This window comes from Deinococcus frigens DSM 12807 (assembly GCF_000701425.1).
GTDB classification, from domain to species: domain Bacteria; phylum Deinococcota; class Deinococci; order Deinococcales; family Deinococcaceae; genus Deinococcus; species Deinococcus frigens.
The window spans coordinates 1-21,915 of the sequence record NZ_JNIW01000023.1 but is presented as its reverse complement, the minus strand read 5'-3'; the positions used below and the strand labels follow the sequence as shown (position 1 = coordinate 21,915).

General features: G+C 66.4%; 20 protein-coding genes, 1 tRNA gene and 1 pseudogene. 16 read left to right on the top strand and 6 right to left on the bottom strand.

Going from position 1 to position 21,915, the window contains the following annotated elements; translation table 11 throughout:
- Positions 1–95 precede the first annotated feature (95 nt).
- Complete coding sequence (locus tag Q322_RS0109815) at positions 96–2,072, bottom strand: peptidylprolyl isomerase (RefSeq protein WP_051668408.1); 1,977 nt, start codon at positions 2,070–2,072, stop codon at positions 96–98.
- A gap of 45 nt (positions 2,073–2,117) precedes the next feature.
- On the opposite strand from Q322_RS0109815, the gene Q322_RS0109810 reads away from it, so the two are divergent.
- From Q322_RS0109810 to Q322_RS0109795, 4 genes are all read left to right on the top strand, one after another.
- A tRNA-Arg gene (locus Q322_RS0109810) sits at positions 2,118–2,194 on the top strand.
- A 243-nt stretch (positions 2,195–2,437) separates the two neighbouring features.
- On the top strand, positions 2,438–3,511 hold the full coding sequence (locus Q322_RS0109805; protein ID WP_029477735.1) for an SIS domain-containing protein: 1,074 nt from the start codon (positions 2,438–2,440) through the stop codon (positions 3,509–3,511).
- A 185-nt stretch (positions 3,512–3,696) separates the two neighbouring features.
- Positions 3,697–4,458 (top strand): metallophosphoesterase family protein, encoded by a 762-nt coding sequence (locus Q322_RS0109800; protein ID WP_029477734.1) that lies wholly within the window; start codon positions 3,697–3,699, stop codon positions 4,456–4,458.
- Between the two features lie 145 nt (positions 4,459–4,603).
- Positions 4,604–5,527, top strand: coding sequence for a DNA polymerase III (locus Q322_RS0109795; RefSeq protein WP_029477733.1), 924 nt, complete (start codon positions 4,604–4,606; stop codon positions 5,525–5,527).
- Positions 5,528–5,666: 139 nt separating this feature from the next.
- Here Q322_RS0109795 and Q322_RS0109790 read toward each other — a convergent pair whose 3' ends face one another.
- The gene (locus Q322_RS0109790) at positions 5,667–6,818 is read right to left on the bottom strand and encodes an acyl-CoA dehydrogenase family protein (RefSeq protein WP_029477732.1); all 1,152 of its coding nucleotides are present in this window, start codon (positions 6,816–6,818) and stop codon (positions 5,667–5,669) included.
- Positions 6,819–6,957: 139 nt separating this feature from the next.
- On the opposite strand from Q322_RS0109790, the gene Q322_RS0109785 reads away from it, so the two are divergent.
- Entirely contained in the window at positions 6,958–7,320 is a 363-nt protein-coding gene (locus tag Q322_RS0109785) for a hypothetical protein (protein WP_211248887.1), read from the top strand.
- A gap of 114 nt (positions 7,321–7,434) precedes the next feature.
- On the opposite strand, the gene Q322_RS0109780 is transcribed toward Q322_RS0109785, so the two are convergent.
- From Q322_RS0109780 to Q322_RS0109765, 4 genes are all read right to left on the bottom strand, one after another.
- Positions 7,435–8,529, bottom strand: coding sequence for an App1 family protein phosphatidate phosphatase (locus Q322_RS0109780; RefSeq protein ID WP_029477729.1), 1,095 nt, complete (start codon positions 8,527–8,529; stop codon positions 7,435–7,437).
- Positions 8,530–8,593: 64 nt separating this feature from the next.
- Positions 8,594–8,920, bottom strand: coding sequence for a hypothetical protein (locus tag Q322_RS0109775; RefSeq protein WP_029477728.1), 327 nt, complete (start codon positions 8,918–8,920; stop codon positions 8,594–8,596).
- A gap of 30 nt (positions 8,921–8,950) precedes the next feature.
- A complete protein-coding gene (locus Q322_RS0109770) occupies positions 8,951–9,394 on the bottom strand; it encodes a hypothetical protein (RefSeq protein ID WP_029477727.1) in 444 nt (147 codons plus the stop codon).
- 71 nt (positions 9,395–9,465) lie between these two features.
- Positions 9,466–10,677 carry an extracellular solute-binding protein gene (locus Q322_RS0109765; RefSeq protein ID WP_245593206.1) on the bottom strand — a complete coding sequence of 404 codons (1,212 nt, stop codon included), beginning with the start codon at positions 10,675–10,677 and terminating at the stop codon, positions 9,466–9,468.
- A 275-nt stretch (positions 10,678–10,952) separates the two neighbouring features.
- Here Q322_RS0109765 and Q322_RS0109760 point away from each other — a divergent pair, with 275 nt between their 5' ends.
- The 11 genes and pseudogenes from Q322_RS0109760 to Q322_RS23285 all read left to right on the top strand — a co-directional run.
- On the top strand, positions 10,953–11,648 hold the full coding sequence (locus Q322_RS0109760; protein ID WP_029477725.1) for a phosphatidylserine decarboxylase: 696 nt from the start codon (positions 10,953–10,955) through the stop codon (positions 11,646–11,648).
- Positions 11,649–11,835: 187 nt separating this feature from the next.
- Positions 11,836–12,720: a hypothetical protein gene (locus tag Q322_RS0109755; protein WP_029477724.1), complete on the top strand. Its 885-nt coding sequence runs from the start codon at positions 11,836–11,838 to the stop codon at positions 12,718–12,720.
- A 329-nt stretch (positions 12,721–13,049) separates the two neighbouring features.
- On the top strand, positions 13,050–13,613 hold the full coding sequence (gene pyrR / locus Q322_RS0109750) for a bifunctional pyr operon transcriptional regulator/uracil phosphoribosyltransferase PyrR (protein WP_029477723.1): 564 nt from the start codon (positions 13,050–13,052) through the stop codon (positions 13,611–13,613).
- Positions 13,610–14,545 (top strand): aspartate carbamoyltransferase catalytic subunit, encoded by a 936-nt coding sequence (locus Q322_RS0109745; RefSeq protein WP_029477722.1) that lies wholly within the window; start codon positions 13,610–13,612, stop codon positions 14,543–14,545. Before pyrR ends, Q322_RS0109745 begins: the two co-directional genes overlap by 4 nt.
- 1 nt (position 14,546) lies before the next feature.
- Complete coding sequence (locus Q322_RS0109740) at positions 14,547–14,924, top strand: hypothetical protein (protein ID WP_029477721.1); 378 nt, start codon at positions 14,547–14,549, stop codon at positions 14,922–14,924.
- Positions 14,925–14,948: 24 nt separating this feature from the next.
- On the top strand, positions 14,949–15,419 hold the full coding sequence (locus Q322_RS0109735) for a DUF3995 domain-containing protein (protein ID WP_029477720.1): 471 nt from the start codon (positions 14,949–14,951) through the stop codon (positions 15,417–15,419).
- An 11-nt stretch (positions 15,420–15,430) separates the two neighbouring features.
- Complete coding sequence (locus Q322_RS0109730; RefSeq protein WP_029477719.1) at positions 15,431–16,726, top strand: dihydroorotase; 1,296 nt, start codon at positions 15,431–15,433, stop codon at positions 16,724–16,726.
- 110 nt (positions 16,727–16,836) lie between these two features.
- Positions 16,837–20,217, top strand: a complete 3,381-nt coding sequence (locus tag Q322_RS0109725; protein WP_029477718.1) for a type ISP restriction/modification enzyme — start codon at positions 16,837–16,839, stop codon at positions 20,215–20,217.
- Positions 20,214–20,492, top strand: a complete 279-nt coding sequence (locus tag Q322_RS0109720) for an AbrB/MazE/SpoVT family DNA-binding domain-containing protein (protein ID WP_029477717.1) — start codon at positions 20,214–20,216, stop codon at positions 20,490–20,492. The genes Q322_RS0109725 and Q322_RS0109720 overlap by 4 nt, the downstream gene beginning before the upstream one ends.
- Positions 20,493–21,245: 753 nt before the next feature.
- Positions 21,246–21,605, top strand: a complete 360-nt coding sequence (locus tag Q322_RS23290; protein ID WP_156952985.1) for a hypothetical protein — start codon at positions 21,246–21,248, stop codon at positions 21,603–21,605.
- Between the two features lie 23 nt (positions 21,606–21,628).
- Positions 21,629–21,915 (top strand): annotated as a pseudogene (locus Q322_RS23285) (IS630 family transposase); the annotation flags it as partial.

Here is a 21,915-nt window from a genome sequence, read left to right as displayed (position 1 = left end):
GAAGGCCCAGAACAGCGTGAGACATCTCCGGAAAGAAGGCACGAGAAAACAGGCAACCCCTTGAATGGGATTGCCTGTTCGGAGAAAGCGAGAGTTCAGGGACTGGCTGGAGTCGCGGGCGTCGTGTCGGTGGCTGGAGGCGTGGTGCTGTCCGTGGGGACGGTATCCGTGGGGGCAGGCGTCGTCTCGGTGGGAGCAGTATCCGCAGGCGCGGCCTCGGCAGGAGCGGCAGAATCCGGCGTGCCGGGCGCGGCGCTGTCCGGCGCGGCGGGCGTCGTCGGCTTGGGTTCGGCGGCGGCCACGCGCTTGGCCTGGGCGGCCAGCACCTTTTCCAGGTTGTCGGTGGGCTTCAGGGTGGCGACTTCCCTGGTCACAAAGGCCTGTCCGGCCTCGCCCTTCTTGGTCGCCAGCACCTGCGGCTCGATCTGGGCCTTGACCGCGCTCAGTGGCTGGGTCACGGCCTGCTTCAGATCGGCGGCGTACAGCACCGAGTAGCGCTCGCCCACCTTGATCACGTCGCTCAGGCTGCCCTCGCCCGCGTCCTTGAGGGTCTTGGCGCTGAAGACGGCGGCGTTCAGTTCCTCGCTCAGTTTGCTGTCGCCCGCCGTCACGGGGCCGCGCTCGCTGACGGTGGCCCCGGCCTTGCCCGCCGCCGCCGTGAAGGCCTCGCCCTTCCAGTCGGCGCGGAAGGCCAGCGCCTGGGTGCGGTCACGGAAGCTGGCCTCGCTGACGGTGGCGCTGGCGGGGGTCTCGAACTGCTGTTTGTTCTGATCATAAAAGGCTTGCAGGTCGGCGTCGGTGACCTTCACGTCGCGCGCGCCGTAGGCAGCCAGGCCCTGCGCGATGTCCTGGCGGGTGCCGGTCAGGGCCAGCCCCAGCTTCTCGGCCAGCGCGGGCGCGGCGTAGGTCTGGATCAGGCCCTGCATCACCTGCGGCTTGAGGATGCCGTTGACCAGACCGCCTGCCTGCTCGGGCGGCACCTGCTGAAGCAGTGAGCCGAACTGCTGGTTGCTGACCACCGCTCCCACCACTTCTGAATACGGAATGTCCTTGCCCGCGACGGTGGCGACGGTGGGGTTCTCGGTCTTCCAGTTGAGATCGGTGTATTCGATCTTGGCGTCCTTTTCCAGCCCGCTCAGCCACTGTTCGATGGCCGCGTTTTCCTTCTGGGTCTTCAGGGCCGCCGTGATGTCGGTTCTGGCTTCCTCAAAGGGTTTGGGAGCGGGGGTCAGAAACTTTTCTACCTTGACGATGTAGAACTTGCCGCCGCTGGCGATGACGTCGGTCAGGCCGCCGCCCGTGAGCGCAAAGGCCGCCGCGCCCACCTCGGCGGGCAGGGCCACCTGCGCCACCGGGCGGGACGAGCCGTCCTCGATGGGGCCGAGCGCGCCGCCCCGGTCCTTGTTCTCGGTGCTGTTCGCGGAGGCCAGGGCTGCGAAGTCCGCGCCGCCCCTGGCCTGGGCCAGCAGCGCCCTGGCCTTAGCCTCGTCGGTCACCACGATCTGACGGCCCTGAATGCGGGCGTCGCTCTGGAAGGCTTCAGGGTTCAGGTCGTAATACAGTTGCGCCTCGGCGTCGGTGGGGGCGGGGGCGGCCGCTTTCAGCTCGTCCGCCTTGCGCTGAATGGCAATACTGGCGCGAATCTGCTCACGGGCAGAGGCATCGGTTAACCCAATGCCCTGAAGAAAATCGGTCCAAGCCTTGTTGTCTTTGAGGTCGCGCTGTTCGCGAACCTTGTCTACCTCGGCGTTCACGTCCGCGCGGCTGACCTTGATGTCCTGGGTATCTGCCTTGACCAGGGCCTGCTGCACCTGATTGGCAACCACATAGGTCTTGAAGTCGTCGCCCAGCACGCCGGTATCGGTGCTGCTCAGGACCGGGTTCCCCCGGCGGGCCTGCTCCAGTTCCTCCACAGTGATGGTCTGACCGTTGACCTTCAGGGCAGGCGTGCCGTCCACCCCACTGCGGTTGAACAGTCCGGCAATATTGGGGGTGAACTGGTAAGCCATGCCGACCACCAGAAGCAGGGCCAGCACGATCAGCAGGGCGTTGGTGACTTTCTTTCGGTTCACTTGATCTCCTTAATTATTGGTGCTAGCGTACCCCAGGCCCTGAATGCACTCGTAGCTCAGGTGGATAGAGCGTTGGCCTCCGAAGCCAAAGGCCACTGGTTCAAGTCCAGTCGAGTGCACCATCTTTTGAAGCGCGCCACCCTGCGGGGTGGTTTTTTGGTGGCCTGATTTGGTGGCCTGAGCGGATGCGGCCCGGGGTTGTTCAGCGCAGGGGTCCAGCAAACACACGCGCAAAAGTCTAGCATGCAAGGTTAAACGGACGTGAAGCCGTAGAGCGCGTTGTGGAGGCTGTTTTTTGCCGCCTTGATGGCGTGCGGCGGTCAGGCCCGAGCGCTGGTCTGTACGCTGGCCTGTACGCTGGGGGCATGACCGACTCCACCTCTGAATCCCGTACCCCGTCCGGCGGCCTGCTGCCTTTGCTGTCGCGCCTGCCCGGCAGTTACGACGGACCGCAGACCCCCCAGGCGGCTCCCTACGGCCTCGTGGGCGTGGGCGAGGGCACGCTGGCCGCGCACCTGTTGCAGGCGCTGGCGCTGCCCAGCCTAACCCGCTCCGGCACCCAGTTCGTGCTGGGCAGCCCGGACGCCGGAACTGCCGCCACGGATTACGCCGATCTGGCCGAGGTCGCCGGGGCCGCCGCGCGCCGCATTAGCACCGGGGGCCGCCCCGACGACCTGGACGTGCTGGTGCCGGGCGGCCCGCTGTCCACCTACCACTTCGCGCAGGCGGTGGCCTACGCCAGCGGCCACGCCGAGGAAGCGCGGCAGGCCGACGCCGAGCTGGCCGAGCTGGCCGCCCGCTGCGCCCCAAACATTGAGGACGGCAACCCCGCCCGCGATCTGGCCTGGAGCCTATGGGGCCGCACGCCGCTGCTCATGGCCGCCCCCGACGCCGACGCCTTGCCGCACGCCTGGCAGCACCTGCTGGCCCGCACCGGCAAGACGCTGGCCGTGCCGCTGCTGGGCGACCTGTTGCCGCTGACTGCCGGCGCTTTCGACGCCCGCCACGAGCAGGGTGACGCCAAGGTGGCCCTGATCCTGGGCGACACCGATCCGGCGCTGCTGCTGGCCCGCGAAATTCTGGACTCGCGCATCGACGAGATCATCCACGTTCCTGCCCCGGACGGCGCGCAGGGCTATCCCGCCGCGCTGGCGCTGTGGTACTTCGGCGCGTGGGTGGCCGCCTACCTGGCCGAGCGTTACGACGCCGAACCCGCTGACCCTGCCGTGCTGGCCCGCGCCCAGGCTGGCCTGAGCGATGGTGGTCTGGGCGGCGAGGGCGGCAGCGAGGCGGGCGGTGACCTGCGCCTGAGCGCCCCCCGCGACGACCTGCGCCGCACCCGTGTGGAAGAGGACGTGCCGGACTGGGGCGACGACGGCGATGATGAAGACGATGACTCGGACGATTTCGACGACCCGGATGACCGGGAGGAGGACTGAGCTTCGGTTTCTGGACCTGGAGCAGGCACGGCCAGAGGGACGTTCGGTCTCTTTTTCTCCGGGACAGGGCTGGGACGGACCGCCAGCGGAGCCGCGCCTCTCCACCCCCGAGTTGCTAAAAGAGTTTCCTGGAGCGGGTTCACCCACCGGCCCGCAGGGGACGCGCCTCAAACCCAGGCGCTATCATGCGGGACGTGCGGTTGCTGTTGCTCTCCGACATCCACGCCAACAACACCGCACTTGAGGCGGTGCTGAAGGACGTGTCCTCACGCCGTTACGATGGAGTGGTCCATCTGGGCGACGCGCTGGGCTACGGTCCCAATCCGCGTGAGGTGCTGGACACCCTGCGCGAGCTGGACGCTGTGTGCGTCATGGGCAACCACGATCAGATGCTGCTGGAATATGTGGACGGCAAGCGGGCCACCCGTGACAGCGTGGTGTCGCTGGCCCTGCGCTGGCAGCTCGAGCGCCTCTCGGAGCGCGATATCGCCTGGGTCCGCACCTGGCGCGACGGCATTGACGACCCGGACGTGGGCGCGCGCTACCGCCACGGCACCCCGGTCAGCCTGGACGACTACACCGATTCGGTGGCGGCGGCGCGCGAGGTCTTTGGGCAGTGGCAGGGCCGATTGGGCTTCGTGGGCCACACCCACGTTCCCGCCGTGTACGCCACCCTGAACGCCCCCACCGGCGAGTGGATCAAGGGCCAACTGTTCCATGACGGCGGCAGCTACATGGTTCCGCCCACCACCCGCGTGATCCTGAATCCCGGCAGCGTGGGCCAGCCGCGCGACGGCAATCCCAGGGCCAGTTACGCCCTCTACGACACGGCCCGCTCCTCCTTCGAGGTGTTCCGCGTGGCCTACGACGTTCCCCGTGCCCAGGAGGCGTCGCTGGAGGCCGGGTTGCCGCAGGTGCTGGCGGCGCGGCTGGCGGTGGGGAAATGAGGGTTGTGGGCCGCAGATTATGGGCTGTGGATCAGAGCGTTGGCCGTCGCCAGAGCCTTGCAACCACCTGCATCTGGAGAGTTGACCCGCCCCACTCCGTCTCCAGCGTGTCCCGCACCCAACATCCCGCACCCCGCACCCCGGCGTGACCCTGCACGCTCCCCTGATCGAGCAGGCCGACGCCTTTACGGGGAACGCGCTGCTGCTAACCGGCCCGGCGCGGGTGGGCAAGCTGGCGGTGGCGCAGGCCATCGCGGCGGCGCAGAACTGCCAGGGGGCGCGCGGCATGGACGGTGCGGCGTGCGGAATCTGCCGCTCATGCCTGGCGCTGGCGGCGGGGGCGCACCCGGACGTGCTGCTGGTCGAGCCGCGCGCCACCACCGCCACCGGCAAGGCGGCGCGGCGCAAGCTGATTCCCATCGGCGCGGTGCTGGAGGGGCGCGACAGGGGGCGCGAATACGAGACGCACATCTACGAGTTTCTGGAGGTCCGCCCCAGCTTTGCCCGCCGCGTGGTGATTGTGAACGGCGCGGAGTATCTGGGGCCGGAGGCCGCCAATGCCCTGCTGAAACTGGTCGAGGAACCCCCGCACCGCGCGCTCTTTTTATTCCTGGCCGAGGACCGGCGCTCGGTGCTGCCCACCATCGTCAGCCGCAGCTCGCGCCTGGGGGTAGCCCCGCTGGCCGATCACACCATCGAGTCGGCATTGATTCGTGCCGGGCAGCAGGCCGACGCCGAGCTGGTCGCCTTCGCCGCCGGACGCGCGGGCGTGCTGGCCGATCTGGACGGCATACGCGGCGCGCTGGAGGACGCCCGCGAACTGGACAACTCGCTGGGGGTGGGCATGCTGAGCGCGCTGGAGGCCGCCGAGCGACTGGAAAAACGCTTTGATCCCGCCTGGCACCCGGAGGCGCTGCGCTTTACCTGGCGCACTCGCCCCGCCCACGAACGCGCCCGCGCCGACAGCGCCCTGGACGCCTTGCAAAGCGCGCTGGAGGCGTACGCCAGCCCCAGCCTCAGCTTTCAGGTCTTCGCCCTGAACGTGCGTGAGGCGTTCGGATTGAGCTGAGGGCTGCTGAGCTGAGGGCTGCTGAGCTGAGACCTGGGGAGGGGAATGGATGCTCCGGCCTGCCCGGTGGCCTCCTCACCTCGCCGCCTGCGCGGCTTCCCTCTGCCACGGGTGAAGAGGGGTCAAAGACCTCCACCGATCATTCCCCCAGCAATTGCCGTCCCAGCGCCGTGTACGCGGTATCGTCGGTGGGCGGATGCGTCAGGCCCGCGCGGGCGTCTCGCAGCAGTTTTTCCAGTGGCAGGGCGGCGCTCAGGGCCGCGCCGCCCGCCGTGCGCGAGGCCAGATCGGTGGCGAACACCGCCGCCCCCGTCGCGTGGGCCTTGGCCGCGCCGATGCCGGGCACAGCGGCGGCGCTGGGATCGGCGTCCCAGCGGGCTGCCGATTCCAGCAGCAGCGCCCGCGCGGCGTGCAGGGTGGCTGCCGTCCGGCCCACGTTCTCCTGAAGGCGCGGCAGGGTAGCAATTGGCGCGCCCAGGGCGGTGGGCACGCGCACCCGGGCGTAGGCGCTGATGGCGTCCAGCGCGGCAAACCCCACGCCCAGATAGCTGGCGGCAATGGCGGTCCAGAACCACGCGCTGCTGGCGGGCTGGCCCGGAGCGGGCGGCGCGTGCAGGCCAGAGGGCGCGCCGCTGAACACCACGTCATGGCTGCCGCTGCCGCGCAGGGCCAGCGCCCCCTGCCATGTTTCCTCAATACGGACGCCGGGGCCGTGCAGGTCCACCCAGTAGCGGCCCACCTGCCCTTCCGGCGTGGCGGCGGTCACCAGCGCCCAGCGCAGCGCCCGCACCCCGGTGGACCACGTCTTGCGGCCCGTGATGCGCCAGCCGCCGCCCTCGAAGCCCGTTCCCTCCGGCGCGGCGCGGGTCTGCGGCAGACCGCCGCGCGAGGGGCTGCCCAGTTCGGGTTCGCTGGCCAGGGCATTCAGGAGTTCACCGCGCTCCCCGGCTTCGGCCACCGCTTGCAGCAGCGGCTCCGGCAGGGTCCGTCCCTGAAACGCCGCGCCCGTCACCTGCCCGTGCATCGCTAGGATCAGGGCCAGGCTGGCGTCCGCCGCGCCCAGCGCCAGTTGCGCCCGCGCAAACTGGGACAGGTTGGCCCCCAGCCCTCCCCGGTCTTCGGGAACGGCCAGACGGGTGCAGCCACTGCCCGACAGTGCGGCGGCGGCTCCCGGCGTCACGTCCTGCGCCGCCTCGCATTCGGCGGCGTGCTGGCGGATGGCGGCGGCGGTGCGCTCCACTACCTCGGCCTGTGCGGGGGTCAGTTCAGAGGGCGGGGGAAAGGAGGTCACGCCGCCCAGGGTAACGGCTGGCGGCCCCGGCGCTTGCGTGAAGACCCGCTAAGTCGGCTGTCATGCTTCCCGATCCTTTACGCCTTAGCCTAAATCCAGCGAGGTAATTATGAGTGTAAAAGATCTGGAGAACAACCATATGATGGCCCACCTGACGCAGGCGCTGAACGACGGCAAGGACATCGGCCACTACGGACGGCTGGTGTACGCCATCGTGGCCCGCCACTTTCTGAGCGACGACGAACTGACCGCCCAGCTCGCGCAGGACAAGGATTTTGCCGAGGAAGACGCGCGCGGACTGGTGCAACAGGTGCAGGAGCGCGACTACAGCCCGCCGGGCCGCGCCAAGATCATGGAGTACCAGGCAAAGCAGGACTTTCCGATCATGCCCGACACCCAGGACCCCAACGAGGGCAACGTCTACCGCGATCTGGATTTCCCGCAGCACGTCTACGACCACATCAGCGAGTACCACCAGCAAAAGGCCGAAGACAGCGCCTGAACCGGGCGTCACTGCGCTCCCCCTCTCCGACAGTCGGAGAGGGGCTTTTTTGACTGGGCGCTCGGTGACTGGGCGCTCAGTGACTCGGCGCTCAGTGACTCGGCGCTGGGTGACTCAGCGCTCGGTGGGGCCAGTCACGCTGACCAGCACGCCCCGGTACTCGCCCGGTGTGATCAGGCCCATCGCCATCGCGTGTCCGGCGGCGTTCAGGCTGTCGGCGGCCAAGACCAGATCGACGCCCGCGCGGGCCAGCTCGCCGCGCAGCTTCAGTACCGCCTCATCGCGGAATGCACCGGTCAGGTCGCGGATGTACACGGCCAGCACGCGGCCCGCGTATTTACGGACCACCTCGGAATAGATCAGGGCGTCCTGCTCGCCGCTGTCGCCGATCAGCACGAACTTCAGATCGGGAAAGCGCTCGAACAGGCGGTCGATGACGCCGTGTTTGTGGCCGCCGTGTTCAGCCAGCAGGCCCGCGCCCCAGCTCCGCAGAAACATCGGCCCCAGCGGAATGCGGCGGTAGTCCAGAAACTGCCACAGCAGATCGAAGAAATTCCAGGGACTGCTGGACACGTAAAAGATCGGGTTGCGGGCCTCGCCCTCGCGGGTCAGGGCGCGGTACAGCGCCCCCACACCGGGAAACGGCGAGCGGGTGCGGGCGTTGCCGGTCAGGGCAGTGGCCAGCATGCGCGGCAGACTGGTCACGTCCGACTGGATCACGGTGTCGTCCAGATCGCTGATCACGCCAAAATGGGCCTCACCGATGACCTGCACGCGGGCGCGGGTCTGCCCCCCCTTGCCCTCGATGCTCAGCGCGGCCTCGTGCCAGCCGCCGGGGAGCGGGGCGCTGGGGGCGAAGGTCAGGGTGAAATAGCCGTCCCCGTCGCTGATCGCGCTGACGCTGATGCCGTCCAGCACACCGCTCACCCTGACCCCGCCCACCTCACGCGAAAACAGGCGGCGCATGATGTTCACGAAGTTGCGCCAGCGGCGGTCCCCGGTGGCGGGCGGCGACATCGTGCGCGGCAGCAGCACACGGCCCGTCAGCTCCACGCTGTGCGGGGTGCCCCAGCCCACGTAAGGTTGCAAGAGCAGTTTGCCCCGCAAGCGGCGCGGCTGAGCGTAGCCGCTGATGGCCCGGTCCGCAGCCAGGACCGCACGCTCCAGCACGGGCAGCGCCAGTTTGAAGGCCGTCTTGACGGGATTCACCCCGGCAGTCTACGGGCTGAGGCCTGCGCTTCGGGGGCGTCCGGCGGACCGTGCCCTTTAGAGTTCAGTGGACCCGCACGCCCTTGGTCAGCGGCTGCTTGCGGACCCAGGCGACAAACCGCTGGATTTCCTCGCGTTCCAGCATGGCCTCCACGGTGTTCAGCTCGCCTGCCAGCTCCGAGTTGCTGAAGGTTTTTTGCAGATACCCCTGGCAGGCCGCGCACATCCGCACGGTGGGAATGTCGCCGGGCTTAACGCCCTGCCGCCGCCCCTGCGATTTGGGGAGCAGATGGTGATCGGTCATGTTGGGGGCCTCGCGCCCGCACAGCACGCAGGGATCGGCAGTCTTGGGCGGGGCATACCAGCTCGGTTCGGGTGTCTTGCGGGCCATACCGAACAGCATAGGGGAGACGGCGGAGGGCTACTTCGTCTTTTCCTGCACCGCTTTCAGGTGCGGGCAATTCAGCTCGCCGCGCAGGGTCAGGGCGTCCACCACCGGCTGGGGGGGCATGGTGCCCTCCAGCCGGCTCCCTGTGCCCAGCCGCAGCGGGCCGCCGGGCGTGGTCAGGATCGCCTTTGAGCGCAGGCGCACGGCGCGCTCCACGCAGGCGGCGTCCATGAAGTCCAGCACCACCACCCGTTTAAAAACCCCGTCCGAGATGGTCAGCGTGACCGGGCGGGGCGGGTACGCCGCCAGCGTCCGCGCTGCCCGCGCCTGCACGTCTAGCGCGCCGGTCATGGCCGCCAGCAGCGGCAGCAGCGCCGCCAGGCCCCACACCACGCCCGCGCGGGCCACCGGACGGGCTAGCAGCGCCAGCAAGGCCCCGGCAAAGGCCAGGGTCAGCACGAGATACAGGGCGCTCATCGGGGCACAGTGTAGCGGGACACAGTGTAGCGGGAGGGGGGCAGCGGGAGGGGTAGCGGGAGGGCACCGCTTTACTTCAGCGCCTGCCGCTGCGCCTCGTCCAGCGCGGCCCTTGCGCCCTGCCTGCCGTTCGTGGCCTGATCAATAGCGGTTTCCAGCAGGCGCGTCCAGCCCTCGTAATCGGGAACCGGGGGGCGCGGCACGGCGCGGTTCAGTTGGGCGTGGGCGGCGCGCAGTTGTGGATTTTTGGCGTACCAGCCGTCCAGCAGCGGCGTCACCGCGCGGCGGGATGGGGCGTAGGCGGTGGTCTGCACCCAGTTGGCCAGCCGGGCCGGTTCGTTCAGAAATTGCCAGAAGGCCAGCGCCCCGGCCTGGGCCGCCGCACTGTTGCCGCGCGGCACGCTCAGGGTGGCCCCGCCCAGCGGCACCGTGCAGATCCCGGCCCGCTCGCAGGGAAACGGCGCGATGCCCAGATCAAAAAAAGGCAGCCTGCGGGCGTCGGTCCAATTGGCGACGCTGGCCAGAGCAAACACGTTCTGCCCGCGCGCAAAATCGAAGGCGGCGCGGGTAGCGTCGTTCAGGGTGCGCGGCTGGGCGGTCCTCGCGGCGCTCATGCGGGCCAGTTGGGTCAGGGCCTCCACGGCGTCCGGGCTGTTCAGCGCGGGTGTTGTGCCGTCCACCAGCGCCCCGCCGCGCGACAGCACGTTGGCCTCGAAGGTCCAGGCGTCGGCCACCGCCACCAGCGGACGTCTGGACCCGCCTGCCAGTTTCGCGGCGGCGGCCTCCAGCTCGGTCCAGGTGGTTGGGGCCTTGACCCCAGCTTTCTTCAGCGACCCGGCGTTGTACAACAGCACCGGTACGCTGACATTCCACGGCAGGCCGTAGAACTTGCCGCTCAGTTGCCCGGACTTCCAGACCGCCGGGTAAAAGTCGCCGGTCAGGCTGCCGGGCAGAGCGTCCACCGCGCGGCTCAGGTCCAGCAGTTGCCCCCCCACCGCCAGCGCCGGAAACTGCGTGAATTCCACCTGGGCCAGCGCCGGGGGCCTTCCGGCTTTGATGGCGGCCTCCAGTTTGGGCTGCAATTCGCGGTAGTTGCCCTGGGACACCGGCACGATCTCGTAGGCGCTCTGGGAGGTGTTAAAGGCCGCCGCGTAACCGTTCACGGTGTCCTGCACGCCAGTCATGGCATGCCAGAACTCCAGGCGCAGCGGCGCAGCATTCGCGGCGCTGGGCAGCATCAGAGCGGAGAGCAGCAGGGCAGACAGGGGAGCAGGGAGGCGCACCCCCGCAGTCTAACGGCTGGGCCTGACGGCAGTTTGAAGGCCGGTGGCGGGCCAGATCAGGGGTCTGGTCGGGGCGGTCCGCTGGAAGGCGAAACCCTCAGTCTGCTGTGCGGCCCGCTCCCATTGATGGCAGGTGCCCCGGAGGAGCGGACTTGCAACGTTGCGGAGCAGCGGCGTTAAACGGGTCTGGCCAATCCACAACAGGATTTCGCCCGCGCCACCACTCCCAGCGAACGCTGAAGCCCCGCTCCTTCCCGGGCCGTTAGACTGCCTCCATGCGTCTGCGCCGTCTGCTTCTTCCCATCGCCGCTGGAACTGCCGTGTGGTATCTGCGGAGCGTGTACCGTTTCCGCGATCCCGTGCGGGTGCCGTCCGCCGGAGCGGACACTGTTGTCAGCCCCGCCGACGGCGTGGTCAGCTTTGTGCGGCGCACCCAGGGCGGCAGGGTCCAGAGCGACGCGCTGAATGCCGCCCTGAAAGTCGGGGACCTGCTGGGCAGCGAGACGGCGGCGCCGGACGGCTGGCTGATGGGCATCTTCGTCGGCCCGCTGGACGTGCATTACGTGTACCAGCCACAGGCCGGGCAGGTGACGGACGTGCAGCATACCGGCAGCCGCAGCGACGTGGCGCTGCTCGGCCCCGGCGAGGCGCTGTCCATGCTGGCCGGGCAGCCCGCCGATCTGCTGTCCGGGCGCGGCACGCTGGAAAATGAGCGCCTGAGCTTTGTGACCACAGGCGAGGCGGGCCTGCTCACCGTGACCCTGGTGGCCCCTGGCGCGGGCCTGAACGCCACCTCTTACCTCAAGCAGGGCGACGGGGCCAGCGCCGGGCACAAGGCCGCCTTCCTGGCCGAGGGTGGCCTGGTCCTCCTGCACCTGCCCGCCGAACTGACCCCGCAGGTCAGCGTGGGCGAACGCGTTGTGGGCGTGCAGACGGTGGTGGCCGGTAGGGGTGATGGTCTAAACGTCTAAACGTCTGAACGCCAGGAGCCGTCTGCGTTCAGCCATCGGTGCCCCCCCTACACACTAGATTTCCGCGCTGGCCCGCCCGGCTGGCACCAGGAGGAGTAAAAAAGCCGTGCCGTCATCTGCCTCATCTGGAAAGACACCAGCCAGAAACACTGACCGGCACCCGCCGGAGCGCCAGTCGCCCGAGCGGGTGGGCGAACGGCTGGTAGCGGACCGCAAGGTGCGGGCGGTGGCGCAGGCGGGCAGCCACGGCACCGAGCTGGCCTGGGCGGGCAGCCACCCCACTTTCGTGACCTTCGAGCGCGATCTGCTCTCGCCGCAGACCGAGACGCGCGCGGGCGTGAGCGTGGAGCGTTTTCCCTTTGCGAAGCTGGAAGCGTGGCGCGACTGGGACACCGCCCGCGCCGAGGCCCCACTGGCGCTGCTGGCCACCAGCCGGGTGCTGTACGATCCCACCGGCCATTACGGGCGCATCCAGCGAACGCTGTGGAACCTGAGCGCGTCTCAGCGCGCCGTCTACCGCGCCGAGCTGCTGAATCTGGCCGCCCAGGGCCTCAGCGCCGCCCGCGCCGCCCACACCGGGCCGGGCCACGGCGTGCAGGAGCAACTGCTGGCCCTGGCCGACGCCCGCAACCTGGCCCTGAACCTGTTGTACCCGGCGCTGCTGACGCGCCTGCATGCCTGGCCCGAATTCGAGATCCGGCTGCCCCACGCGTGGCGGGCGGCGGCGGGCCTGCGCTTTCCCAAGGCCATTTACCGGCTGGAACAGCTCTACGCCTTTGGCGGCCAGGAGGAGGCCCGGCGGGCGCTGCTGGCCACGCGCGGGCTGGGGCTGCTGGCCCAGGAGCGCCGCGCCCGCACCGCCTACGCGGCGGGCTATTACGACGGGGCGCTGCGCTACCTGCGCGACGAGACCGCTCTCGTGTGGCGGGCCGATCTGGCCCGCTGGTCCAGCCTGTCCAGCGCCCGCCGCGAGAAGCTGGGCACGCTGCTGGGCGTGACCCGCGCCCCCCTCGGCCCCGCCGCCCTGAATCTGGCCGAGGAACTGTTGGAAGCGGTCCGGAACGGGGAATAGGTGGGCGTGGGAATCAAGACAGGCTGGGCCGTGGGCTTTCCCAGCCCTCTGTCCTGGCGTGAGGCTGCCGCCGATCTTCGCCCGGCAGCTCAAGATCGGGCGCGTCCCAGATCTGCTTTCAGCACATTCGTCATGACCTGCTACACTCCTGGGCAGCAGAGAAAACGTCTCTGGCTTTGCCCCCTCTCTCGGCAGTCCTGTGAGGCTGCGCCCGCCCCGTGAGGCAGGAGAAGGAGTCCCGTTATGATCCTATTTGAACCGAGCCGTCAGCCCGCGCTGAGCGGCGTTTTTTTTGTGCCCAGAGCCTTCTGTGGACGGGGAGGCCAGATATGAGCGGCCCCAAGGCGATCATCCTCAGCAATGACGAGACGCGCCGCGCCCTGACCCGCATCGCCCACGAGATCGTGGAACGCAACAAGGGCGCGCAGCATCTGGCGCTGATCGGCATCCACACGCGCGGTATTCCGCTGGCCGCCCGTCTGGCCGCCAAACTCTCCGAGTTGGAGGGTGTGGACGTGCCCACCGGCATGCTGGACATCACCCTGTACCGCGACGACCTGAGCGAGGTGGCGCACCAGCCGATCATCCGCGAGACGCAGGTGCCGTTTGACATCTCGCAGCGCCGGGTGATCCTGGTGGACGACGTGCTGTACACCGGGCGCACCGTGCGGGCCGCGCTGGACGCGCTGATCGATCTGGGCCGCCCCGCCGGAATCCAACTGGCCGTGCTGGTGGACCGGGGCCACCGCGAACTGCCGATCCGCGCCGATTACGTGGGCAAGAACCTCCCCACCGCCAGCAGTGAGGTGGTAAAGGTCAAATTGCATGAGACCGACGGCGTGGACAGCGTGGAGTTGTGGGATCTGGCAGACCTCAGGGCGGAGCTGCGGTGACCTCCGCCTCCCCCCGGCCCCGGCATCTGCTGGACTTTCAGGACTGGTCCGCCGAACGCCTGACCGCCATTCTGGACAACGCCGATACCATGTTGCAGGTGCTGGACCGCCCGGTGAAGAAGGTCCCCGCGCTGCAAGGATTGACCGTCTGCAACGCATTTTTCGAGAATTCCACCCGCACCCGCACCAGCTTTGAGCTGGCCGCCCGCCGCATGAGCGCCGACGTGCTGACCTTTGCCGCAGGCAGCAGCAGCGTCAGCAAGGGCGAGAGCCTGCGTGACACGGTGGAGGTGCTGACCGCCTACAAGGTGGACGCCTTCGTGGTGCGCCACCACGCCGCCGGGGCCGCGCACCTGGTGGCGCGCTACAGCGGCAAGCCGGTGATCAACGCCGGGGATGGACGGCGCGCCCACCCCACCCAGGCGCTGCTGGACGCCCACACCGTGCGTCAGGAATTCGGCAGTCTGGAGGGCAAGAAGGTGGCGGTCATCGGCGACATCCGCCACAGCCGCGTGGCGAGGAGCAATGCCGAGCTGCTGCCCAAACTGGGGGCCGAAGTGGTGCTGTGCGGCCCCGCCACCCTGCTGCCCGCCGATCTGGCGGCGCTGCCGGGCGTGACGCTGACGGGCGATCCGCGCCAGGCGGTGCGCGGCGCACACGCGGTCATGGCCCTGCGCTTGCAAAAAGAGCGCATGGGCGGCGGCTTTCTGGGCAGTTTGCAGGAATACGCCGATACCTATCAGGTCAACGAAGGGTTGTTGGCCGGGGCTGAGAGCGGCGCAATCGTCCTGCACCCCGGCCCCATGAACCGCGACCTGGAAATCAGCGGCGAGGCGGCGGACGGCCCACGCAGCCGCATCCTGCGACAGGTGGAAAACGGGCAGGCCATCAGGATGAGCGTGCTTTATCATCTTTTGGTGGGACGGGACTGAGATGAAATTCGCCTTCCTTCTGGCCGCCGCCTTCCTGTGCGGCTGCCAACCCGTCCAGACCCAGAGCGGAGTTTTACAGCCTCAGACCGCCCAGCCCCCGCAATGGACCGAGGCCCACGCCTATCTTGCCGACTTGCGGGCGGCCCTGACGGTCGCGTATCTCAAGGACCGCGAAACCACAGCCGCCGCCGACTGCGACAGCCCGCGCTTCGAGGACACCAGGCCGCCCCCGCATCTGGCCGTCGAGGCGTGCCGCCTGTCCATCAGGTCCAGCGCCGACTACCGCATCGAGGCCCGGTTCGCGGGCGGCCTGGTGTGGATTGCCGATCTGGACGGCATTCGTCAGGCCGGGGCCGAAGCCCTGCGGCTGCTGAATTAGGGTCATGGATTGAGGAGAGCAGCAATGCAGCAAACCTTCTCGTCTTGGAGGCTGGTTCAGGTCGCCTGTGGCCTCGGCCTGATCCACGCGGGCTTCAGCCTGTACTGGGCGCTGGGCGGCTCCTGGCTGCTGGACACCGTGGGGCAGTGGGCCGTCACCCTGGCCCGGACCAGTCCGCTGGCCGCCTTCTGGGGGCTGCTGCTGATCGCGCTGCTCAAGGTGGCGGCAGCCGTTGTGCCCTTGCTGAACGCGGGTAGGCGCTTGCCCTGGCCCCGGCTGTGGCGCACCCTGAGCTGGATCGGCGGCCCCCTGCTCATCCTTTACGGCGGCGTCAACACGGGCGTGGCCTGGCTGGTCCTGTCCGGCGTTCTGGGCGGCGGCGAGATCGACCGCCGGGGCATGCTGGGCCACGCGGCGCTGTGGGACCCTCTGTTCTTGCTGTGGGGCCTGACCCTGACCGGCCACCTGTGGCTGACCCGCCCCCGTACTCTCTGACCGAGGTTCCTATGACACTGACCATCACCAACATCAAGCGTCCCAACTCCGACACCACCGAGTCCGTCACCCTCGAAAACGGCGTCATCAAGGGCTGGAATCTGCCCGCAGCGTTAACCGCAGAAGGCGAGACCATCGACGGGCAGGGCGGCACCGTCGCCCCCGCGCTGATCGAACTCCACGCCCACCTGCGCGAGCCGGGGCAGACCGAGAAGGAAGACCTGGCCTCGGGCCTCGCGGCGGCGGCGGCGGGCGGCTACGGCACGGTGGTCTGCATGCCGAACACCGTGCCCGTGATCGACGATCCGGCCATCGTCCGCACCCTGATTCAGAAGGCGAATGGGCTGGGCTTCGCGCGCCTGCACCCGGCGGCGGCGCTGACGAAGGGCCAGAACGGTGAGGCGCTGGCCGAGCTGGGTTACCTGAAAGACGCCGGGGCCGTGATGTTCACCGACGACGGGCGCACCAACGAGAACGCGCGGGTACTGCGGCTGGGGCTGGAATACGCCGGAAGCCTGTTGGACAGTGCTGGTAAAGGGATGGTGGTCAGCGTGCACGCCGAGGACGCTTCCCTGCGCGCCGACGGCGTGATGAACGAGGGGCCGGTCAGTGAGGCGCTGGGCCTTCCCGGCAACCCGGCGGCGGCGGAGGCGGCCCGCGTGGCGCGCGATCTGGAGATTTTGGCGGGACTGCACGCGCAAGGCTCGAAGGCCCACCTGCACATCCAGCACCTGTCCACCGCCCGCGCCCTGGAACTGGTGCGCGGCGCGAAGGTACGCGGCCTGAGCGTCACCTGCGAGGTCTGCCCCCACCACCTGACCCTGACCGACGAGGCATTGCGCGGCTTCGACGCGATGTACAAGGTGGCCCCACCGCTGCGGACCCAGCGTGATGCCGACGCTCTGCTGGAAGGTTTGAAGGACGGCACGGTGGATTGCATCGCCACCGATCACGCCCCCCACACCCGCGCCGAGAAGGAGCGCGATCTGCTGGACGCGCCCAGCGGCATCGCGTATATCGAGCTGGCCTTTCCGCTGATGTACACGCGCTTTGGCCAAACCCTGGGGCTGGATAAGCTGCTGGACCTGATGACGGCTGGCCCCGCCCGCGTGATGGGCTGGCCCACGCCCGCGCTGGAAGCCGGTGCGCCCGGCGACCTGGTGGTTCTGGATTTAGAGACGGAACGCGAAGTCAAGCCCGCCGAGTTCAGGACCAAGGCCAAGTTCACGCCCTGGGCCGGAGAAATGCTGAAGGGCTGGCCGCTGCTGACGGTGGTGGCCGGGCAGGTGGCTTACCGGCAGGAGTGAGGGCGGGGCTGCTTCATCTCTGGTGATTTGTCTCTGGGTCGATCATCGGGCCAGATGATCTCCGAAAACGCAGCGCCGCCTGTGCAGTCCAGACCCTATTCTGCGTAATAATGACCCCCGCCCAGTCCAGAGTCGTTCAGGCCCGAGCCGCGTTCACGGAATATGTCAAAGGCGTCCGCAAGGCGCACGGCAAGGGGACGCCGGAAAATACCTATCTGCCGCTGCTGAAGCCGCTGTTCGAGGGATTGCTACCCGAGTATCAGGTCATCACGCACCCCAGCAAGGATGAGCAGGGGCTGCCCGACTTCGCCCTGCGCGAGCCGGACGGTGCGGAGAATCTGGTGATTGGCGAGGCGGAGGCGCTGGACGTGCCGCTGAGCAAGAACGCCCACGGCTGGGAACAGGCGCGCGGCTACGCCAAACAGGCCCCCACGCTGCTGACCAACTTTCATGAATTCGTGGTGCTGGACGGCGAAACGGAACTGGGACGCTACACCATTCCGTACGCGGAGCTGACCGGTACGGCCAAACCCGCCGCGCTGGCCGACGCGCATCTGGAGAACCTGAGCGGGCTGCTGAACGTGTGGGCCAGCGCCCGCAGCAGCCTGACGCGCCCGCAGAAAATCGCCGGACTGCTGGCCTTTTACGCCCGGCAGGCCCTGGCAAAACTGGAACAGCAGGACGAGGACGCCCTGGCTCCCCTCCGCAAAGCGATGGAGGACGCGCTGGGCACCAGTTTCACCCTCCCCAGACCGGACGCCCGCAAGCGCAGCGCCGAGCAGGGGCGGCGCGACGAGGAAAAGTGGGCCGAGAAGCAGGCCGAGCTGAGTCACTTCTTCCGCTCCAGCTTGGTGCAGGCGCTGTTTTACGGGCTGTTCAGCGGCTGGGTGATGGCCGCCCGCGCGGGCAAGGGCGAGGCGGTCACGCGCGAGAACATCGCCGACTATCTGCACATTCCGGTGATCACGCTGCTGCTCGATGAGGTTAACACCAGCCGCAAACTGGCCAGACTTGACCTGAAAGAACCCGTCGAGCGGGCGGTGGACATCCTGCGGCGGGTGGCCGCCGAACCGTTTCTGGCCAGTTTCGAGAACGGCGAGGCGGTCACGTACTTTTACGAGCCGTTTCTGGACGCCTTCGATCCCGGCCTGCGCGAACAACTGGGCGTGTGGTACACCCCGCGCGAGATCATCCAGTACCAGATTCGCCACGTTCACGGGCTGCTGCAAACCCAGCTTGGCATCGCGGACGGCCTGCTGGACCCGCGCGTGACCATTCTGGACCCCGCCACCGGCACGGGCGGCTACCTGCTGGAGCTGGGGCAATTCATGCACGAAGAATGGCAACGGCGCGGCACGGCCCGCATCGGCGCACGCCTCAAGGACGCCTTCCTGACCCGCATCTACGGTTTCGAGCTGCTGCCCGCGCCCTTCGCCATCGCGCACCTTCAGCTTGCGCTGATGCTGGCGGGCTGGGGTGCGCCGCTGGGCCAGGACGCAGCGGGCCACGACGAGCGTTTTAACGTCCTGCTGACCAACAGCCTGAACGGCTGGACGCCGCGCACCGACAAGCCCGAACCGCTGTTTGCAGAGCTGGCCGACGAGCTGACCCGCACCGAGGGGGTCAAGCAGGGGCGGCAGATCATGGTCATGCTGGGCAATCCGCCCTACGCCCGCTTTGCCGACATGCCCGACAACCCCGAGGAACAGGCCCTGATCGCCCCCTACAAGCAGTGTCTGCGCGAGAGCTGGGGCGTGAAAAAGCAGCTTCTGGACGATCTGTACATCCGCTTTCTGCGGCTGGCCGAGTGGCGCGTGGCCGGGACCGGGCAGGAGGGCATCGTCAGTTTCGTGACCAACCGCAGTTATCTGACGGGCATCAGCCATCCGGTGATGCGCCAGCACCTGCTGGGCAGCTTTGACCAGATTTACATCGATGACCTGCACGGCAACCAGCGTGCCCACCGCGCCGGAGACGGCAGCGTGTTTACCACCGCCACCAATGGCGGCATCCGCGTAGGCGTCGCCATCGGCACGTTTGTTAAGAAAGCCGCTGTGAAGGGGGCAGAGGCGGAATCCGGCGAACCCGCTCAGGTGCATTACCGCGAATTTTATGGCAGCGGCGCACGTAAACGGGCCGCCCTGACCGAGGACGCCACGCCCTACGCCTCCGCCTTCACCCCCAGACGCGAACACCGCTACGTCCTGAGACCCTTGAAAGGTGAAGACGCCTACTGGGACTGGCCGAGTTTTGAGGATTTATTTCCTGTTCAATTCATTGGTGTCCACACAGGTAAGGATGAGGCGGTCACAGATTTCTCTAAATGCGAGTTGCTCTCAAATTTCTCTGTCTATTATGATGAAGGCATATCTGACAGCGACTTGATGGAGACGCACAAGCGGCTGATGACGCCTGCAAACGAATTTGGCGATCCTATGGGCATTCGCGCGAGTTTAATAAAGCAGGGTTTTCAGGATAGGGCGACTCCATATCAATATCGTCCTTTCGATATGCGCTGGATATGGTATGAGGAAGAGTCAAAGCTCATCCAGCGCAAAAATCTTAATTTCAAAGCGCAAACCGATGACGAGAATTCGTTTCTCTATTCGACTCAGACTATGCGGCGCGGTTACAGCCCTCCATATTTTGGGCACACGCTTTCCGATTTGCACTTGTTTGATCCTGATGCGGTTGCCATCCCACTCCGCCTCCGCTTCAAAGAGTTTGCCTCTGACACCGAATATCAATACCTGCCCAACAGCGCCGATTTTTACGATGATCTGGCGCGGGCAGGCGTGCTGAAAGTCTCGGTGCCAAAGGCGGATTCCGCGTGCCAGCCGATGCCCAGGCCCGTGCCGGTGCTGTCGCGTTACGGCGTGGTGCGCGGCCCGGACGGCAAGCCCAATGCGCTGGCATGGGAACTGGCGGGGCAGGTCTTTTACCACACGCTGGCGGTCCTCAGTGCCCCGGCCTACCGCCAGGAACACGCCGAATATCTGGCCGAGGACTGGCCGCGTGTGCCGCTGCCCGCCTCGCGTGCGGTGCTGGAACACAGCGCCGAACTGGGGCGGCGCGTGGCCGAACTGCTGGACCCGCAGGCGCGGCCTGAAGTGTCGGGGGCGGTGGGCCGTCTGGTGCGCGCCGGAACGGGTGAGGAAGCCCCGCAAGACCTACTGACGGTTGGCCCCAAACCCCGTTACGACGCGGCGCGGGAAACCTATGCGCTGTCGGACACGCTGGAGCTGGCTGGGGTGCCGGAACGGGTCTGGGCGTTTACGCTGGGCGGCTATCCGGTGCTGAAAAACTGGGTGGAATACCGCAAGGGCCGCGTGCTGACGCTGGACGACGCCGAATGGCTGGAAGGCATCGTGCGGCGAGTAACGGCGCTGCTGGAGCTGGGTGGCGAACTGGATTCGGCGTATGCGGGGGCGACGGCAACAGGCTCTGAGCCGGATTCTGGACCGGAGAACGCTGATAAACTGCCCGCATGACCCAGCAACCGCGCCTCGATAAATCTGGCCGCGTCCTGATTCCCAAGAAGTTGCGGGACGAACTGGGCCTGAAAGCGGGTCAGGCGGTCACGCTGGAAGTGGATGGCGACGGGCTGCACCTGCGTCCTGTGGCGCGGGCCGCGCGACTGGTGGAGCGTCATGGACGGCTGGTTCTGGATGTACCGGGCTTGGCGGAAGTGGACGGTCAGGCCGTCAATGAAATGATCGACGCGGCGAGGCAGGCCAGGGACGCTGAGGTGCTGGGCGACGGATAGAGCGACGGCACTGGATTTGAACCCGTGATGCGCAGAACATTACTGCCCAGCTTCGCGAACTCGTTAAGCTGGGCGGTCTGTTCAACATCAGGTAGGGGGCGCTGGCCTGCGCTGTAGCTGTAACACGAATTTTGTACCTTGCCTTCTGACCCCGTGATCAATTATCGAGAATGGGCGTTCGGGTTCACATTCGATGCTTTGCAATCGCTGACTGTCGCAGCATCAATAGATTTGTAATTTTTTTGGAATATTCCGATTATTACTTTGTGGACCAGCATCGGTTTTCCGCCGCATGCGATGCTGGGAGGGATTTCGATGGGAATTGATCAAGCAATTGTTGCACAAGAAGAAGAGCGAAAGTTTCAGAGGCAACGTGAAGAAGCAGAATACCTAACTACAAGAAATAGTATTTCAAAAGCAGATTCGTATAAATTGCTTATCCTCTAGCGTTCGCTGAAGAAGCATAATATTTTACAGTCTGTTGATAAAATAATTTTTTTAAGAAACATACATCATGGCAAAATTACAATAGAGTTAAGACCCAGGACATACGAGGGAGCCTTCAGTAGAAACGCAAAAGAAATGCTAATAGATAATCCCATCAAGTTTTTTGCCTATTGCGACGGCTACCTATTCTCAATTAGCCCTCATCCATCTGGCGTGGAATCTTATGGCTACTATGGCAGCAATAATTTGTATTTTAGAGGAAAGAGAGGATATTTGCCGTTCACGAGCCTCTCTATGCTTGAAAAGATGCCACTGGATTATCTCAAGAGATATAGAAATTTACGTGTAGTTAATGAAGTTTCTGAAGATGAACTAATAAAATCGCTAAAAGAGCCTGAGAATATTTTTGATAGAAATACCCCGTATCGAAAAGCTTATAACACTTTTATGTGGATAGGGGTTGGATTTGGAGGATTAGGTGGTATTTTAGGATATTTTACATCAGATAATTTCTCAATCGTATTAGCTATTATGTTGATTAGCATGGTTTTCATAGCTACTGCTTTAATACCTCATTTTCTATTTGAGAGAAATAAACAGCCACACATTGCTTACCAATCGCGGATAGTTATGGGGGAGATGTTTGACTTATTGATCACGGCGTAAATACAGCCTGATACTCTAATGGCATGGCCGAATGGCAACCTTCACGGTATTCCCGCGCCCAGCTTGAGGAACGCCGACTGGCCGCTGCCGAATGGCTTCAACGCGGCACCCAGACGCACCGCGAGATTGCCGAACATTTTGGCGTGTCTGTCCTCACCGTCACCACTTGGAGCGCCCGGCTCAAAAAGATCGGCACGCTGCAGGCCACCGTCGCTCCAGGACGTCCATCACGTCTGACCTCCAGCCAACTCGAGCAGCTTCGCACCCTCCTGCGGGAGGGTGCGCCGCAGCATGGCTTTCCCGATGATAC

What these genes read in the sequence shown, in the direction of transcription:
- Q322_RS0109805 (WP_029477735.1), top strand. Translation starts at nt 2,438, where the DNA reads ATGACCGACTCCACCTCTGAATCCCGTACCCCGTCCGGCGGCCTGCTG.
- Q322_RS0109800 (WP_029477734.1), top strand. Translation starts at nt 3,697, where the DNA reads ATGCGGGACGTGCGGTTGCTGTTGCTCTCCGACATCCACGCCAACAAC.
- Q322_RS0109785 (WP_211248887.1), top strand. Translation starts at nt 6,958, where the DNA reads ATGATGGCCCACCTGACGCAGGCGCTGAACGACGGCAAGGACATCGGC.
- Q322_RS0109775 (WP_029477728.1), bottom strand. Translation starts at nt 8,920, where the DNA reads ATGGCCCGCAAGACACCCGAACCGAGCTGGTATGCCCCGCCCAAGACT.
- Q322_RS0109770 (WP_029477727.1), bottom strand. Translation starts at nt 9,394, where the DNA reads ATGAGCGCCCTGTATCTCGTGCTGACCCTGGCCTTTGCCGGGGCCTTG.
- Q322_RS0109760 (WP_029477725.1), top strand. Translation starts at nt 10,953, where the DNA reads ATGCGTCTGCGCCGTCTGCTTCTTCCCATCGCCGCTGGAACTGCCGTG.
- pyrR (WP_029477723.1), top strand. Translation starts at nt 13,050, where the DNA reads ATGAGCGGCCCCAAGGCGATCATCCTCAGCAATGACGAGACGCGCCGC.
- Q322_RS0109740 (WP_029477721.1), top strand. Translation starts at nt 14,547, where the DNA reads ATGAAATTCGCCTTCCTTCTGGCCGCCGCCTTCCTGTGCGGCTGCCAA.
- Q322_RS0109735 (WP_029477720.1), top strand. Translation starts at nt 14,949, where the DNA reads ATGCAGCAAACCTTCTCGTCTTGGAGGCTGGTTCAGGTCGCCTGTGGC.
- Q322_RS0109730 (WP_029477719.1), top strand. Translation starts at nt 15,431, where the DNA reads ATGACACTGACCATCACCAACATCAAGCGTCCCAACTCCGACACCACC.
- Q322_RS0109725 (WP_029477718.1), top strand. Translation starts at nt 16,837, where the DNA reads ATGACCCCCGCCCAGTCCAGAGTCGTTCAGGCCCGAGCCGCGTTCACG.
- Q322_RS0109720 (WP_029477717.1), top strand. Translation starts at nt 20,214, where the DNA reads ATGACCCAGCAACCGCGCCTCGATAAATCTGGCCGCGTCCTGATTCCC.
- Q322_RS23290 (WP_156952985.1), top strand. Translation starts at nt 21,246, where the DNA reads ATGCCACTGGATTATCTCAAGAGATATAGAAATTTACGTGTAGTTAAT.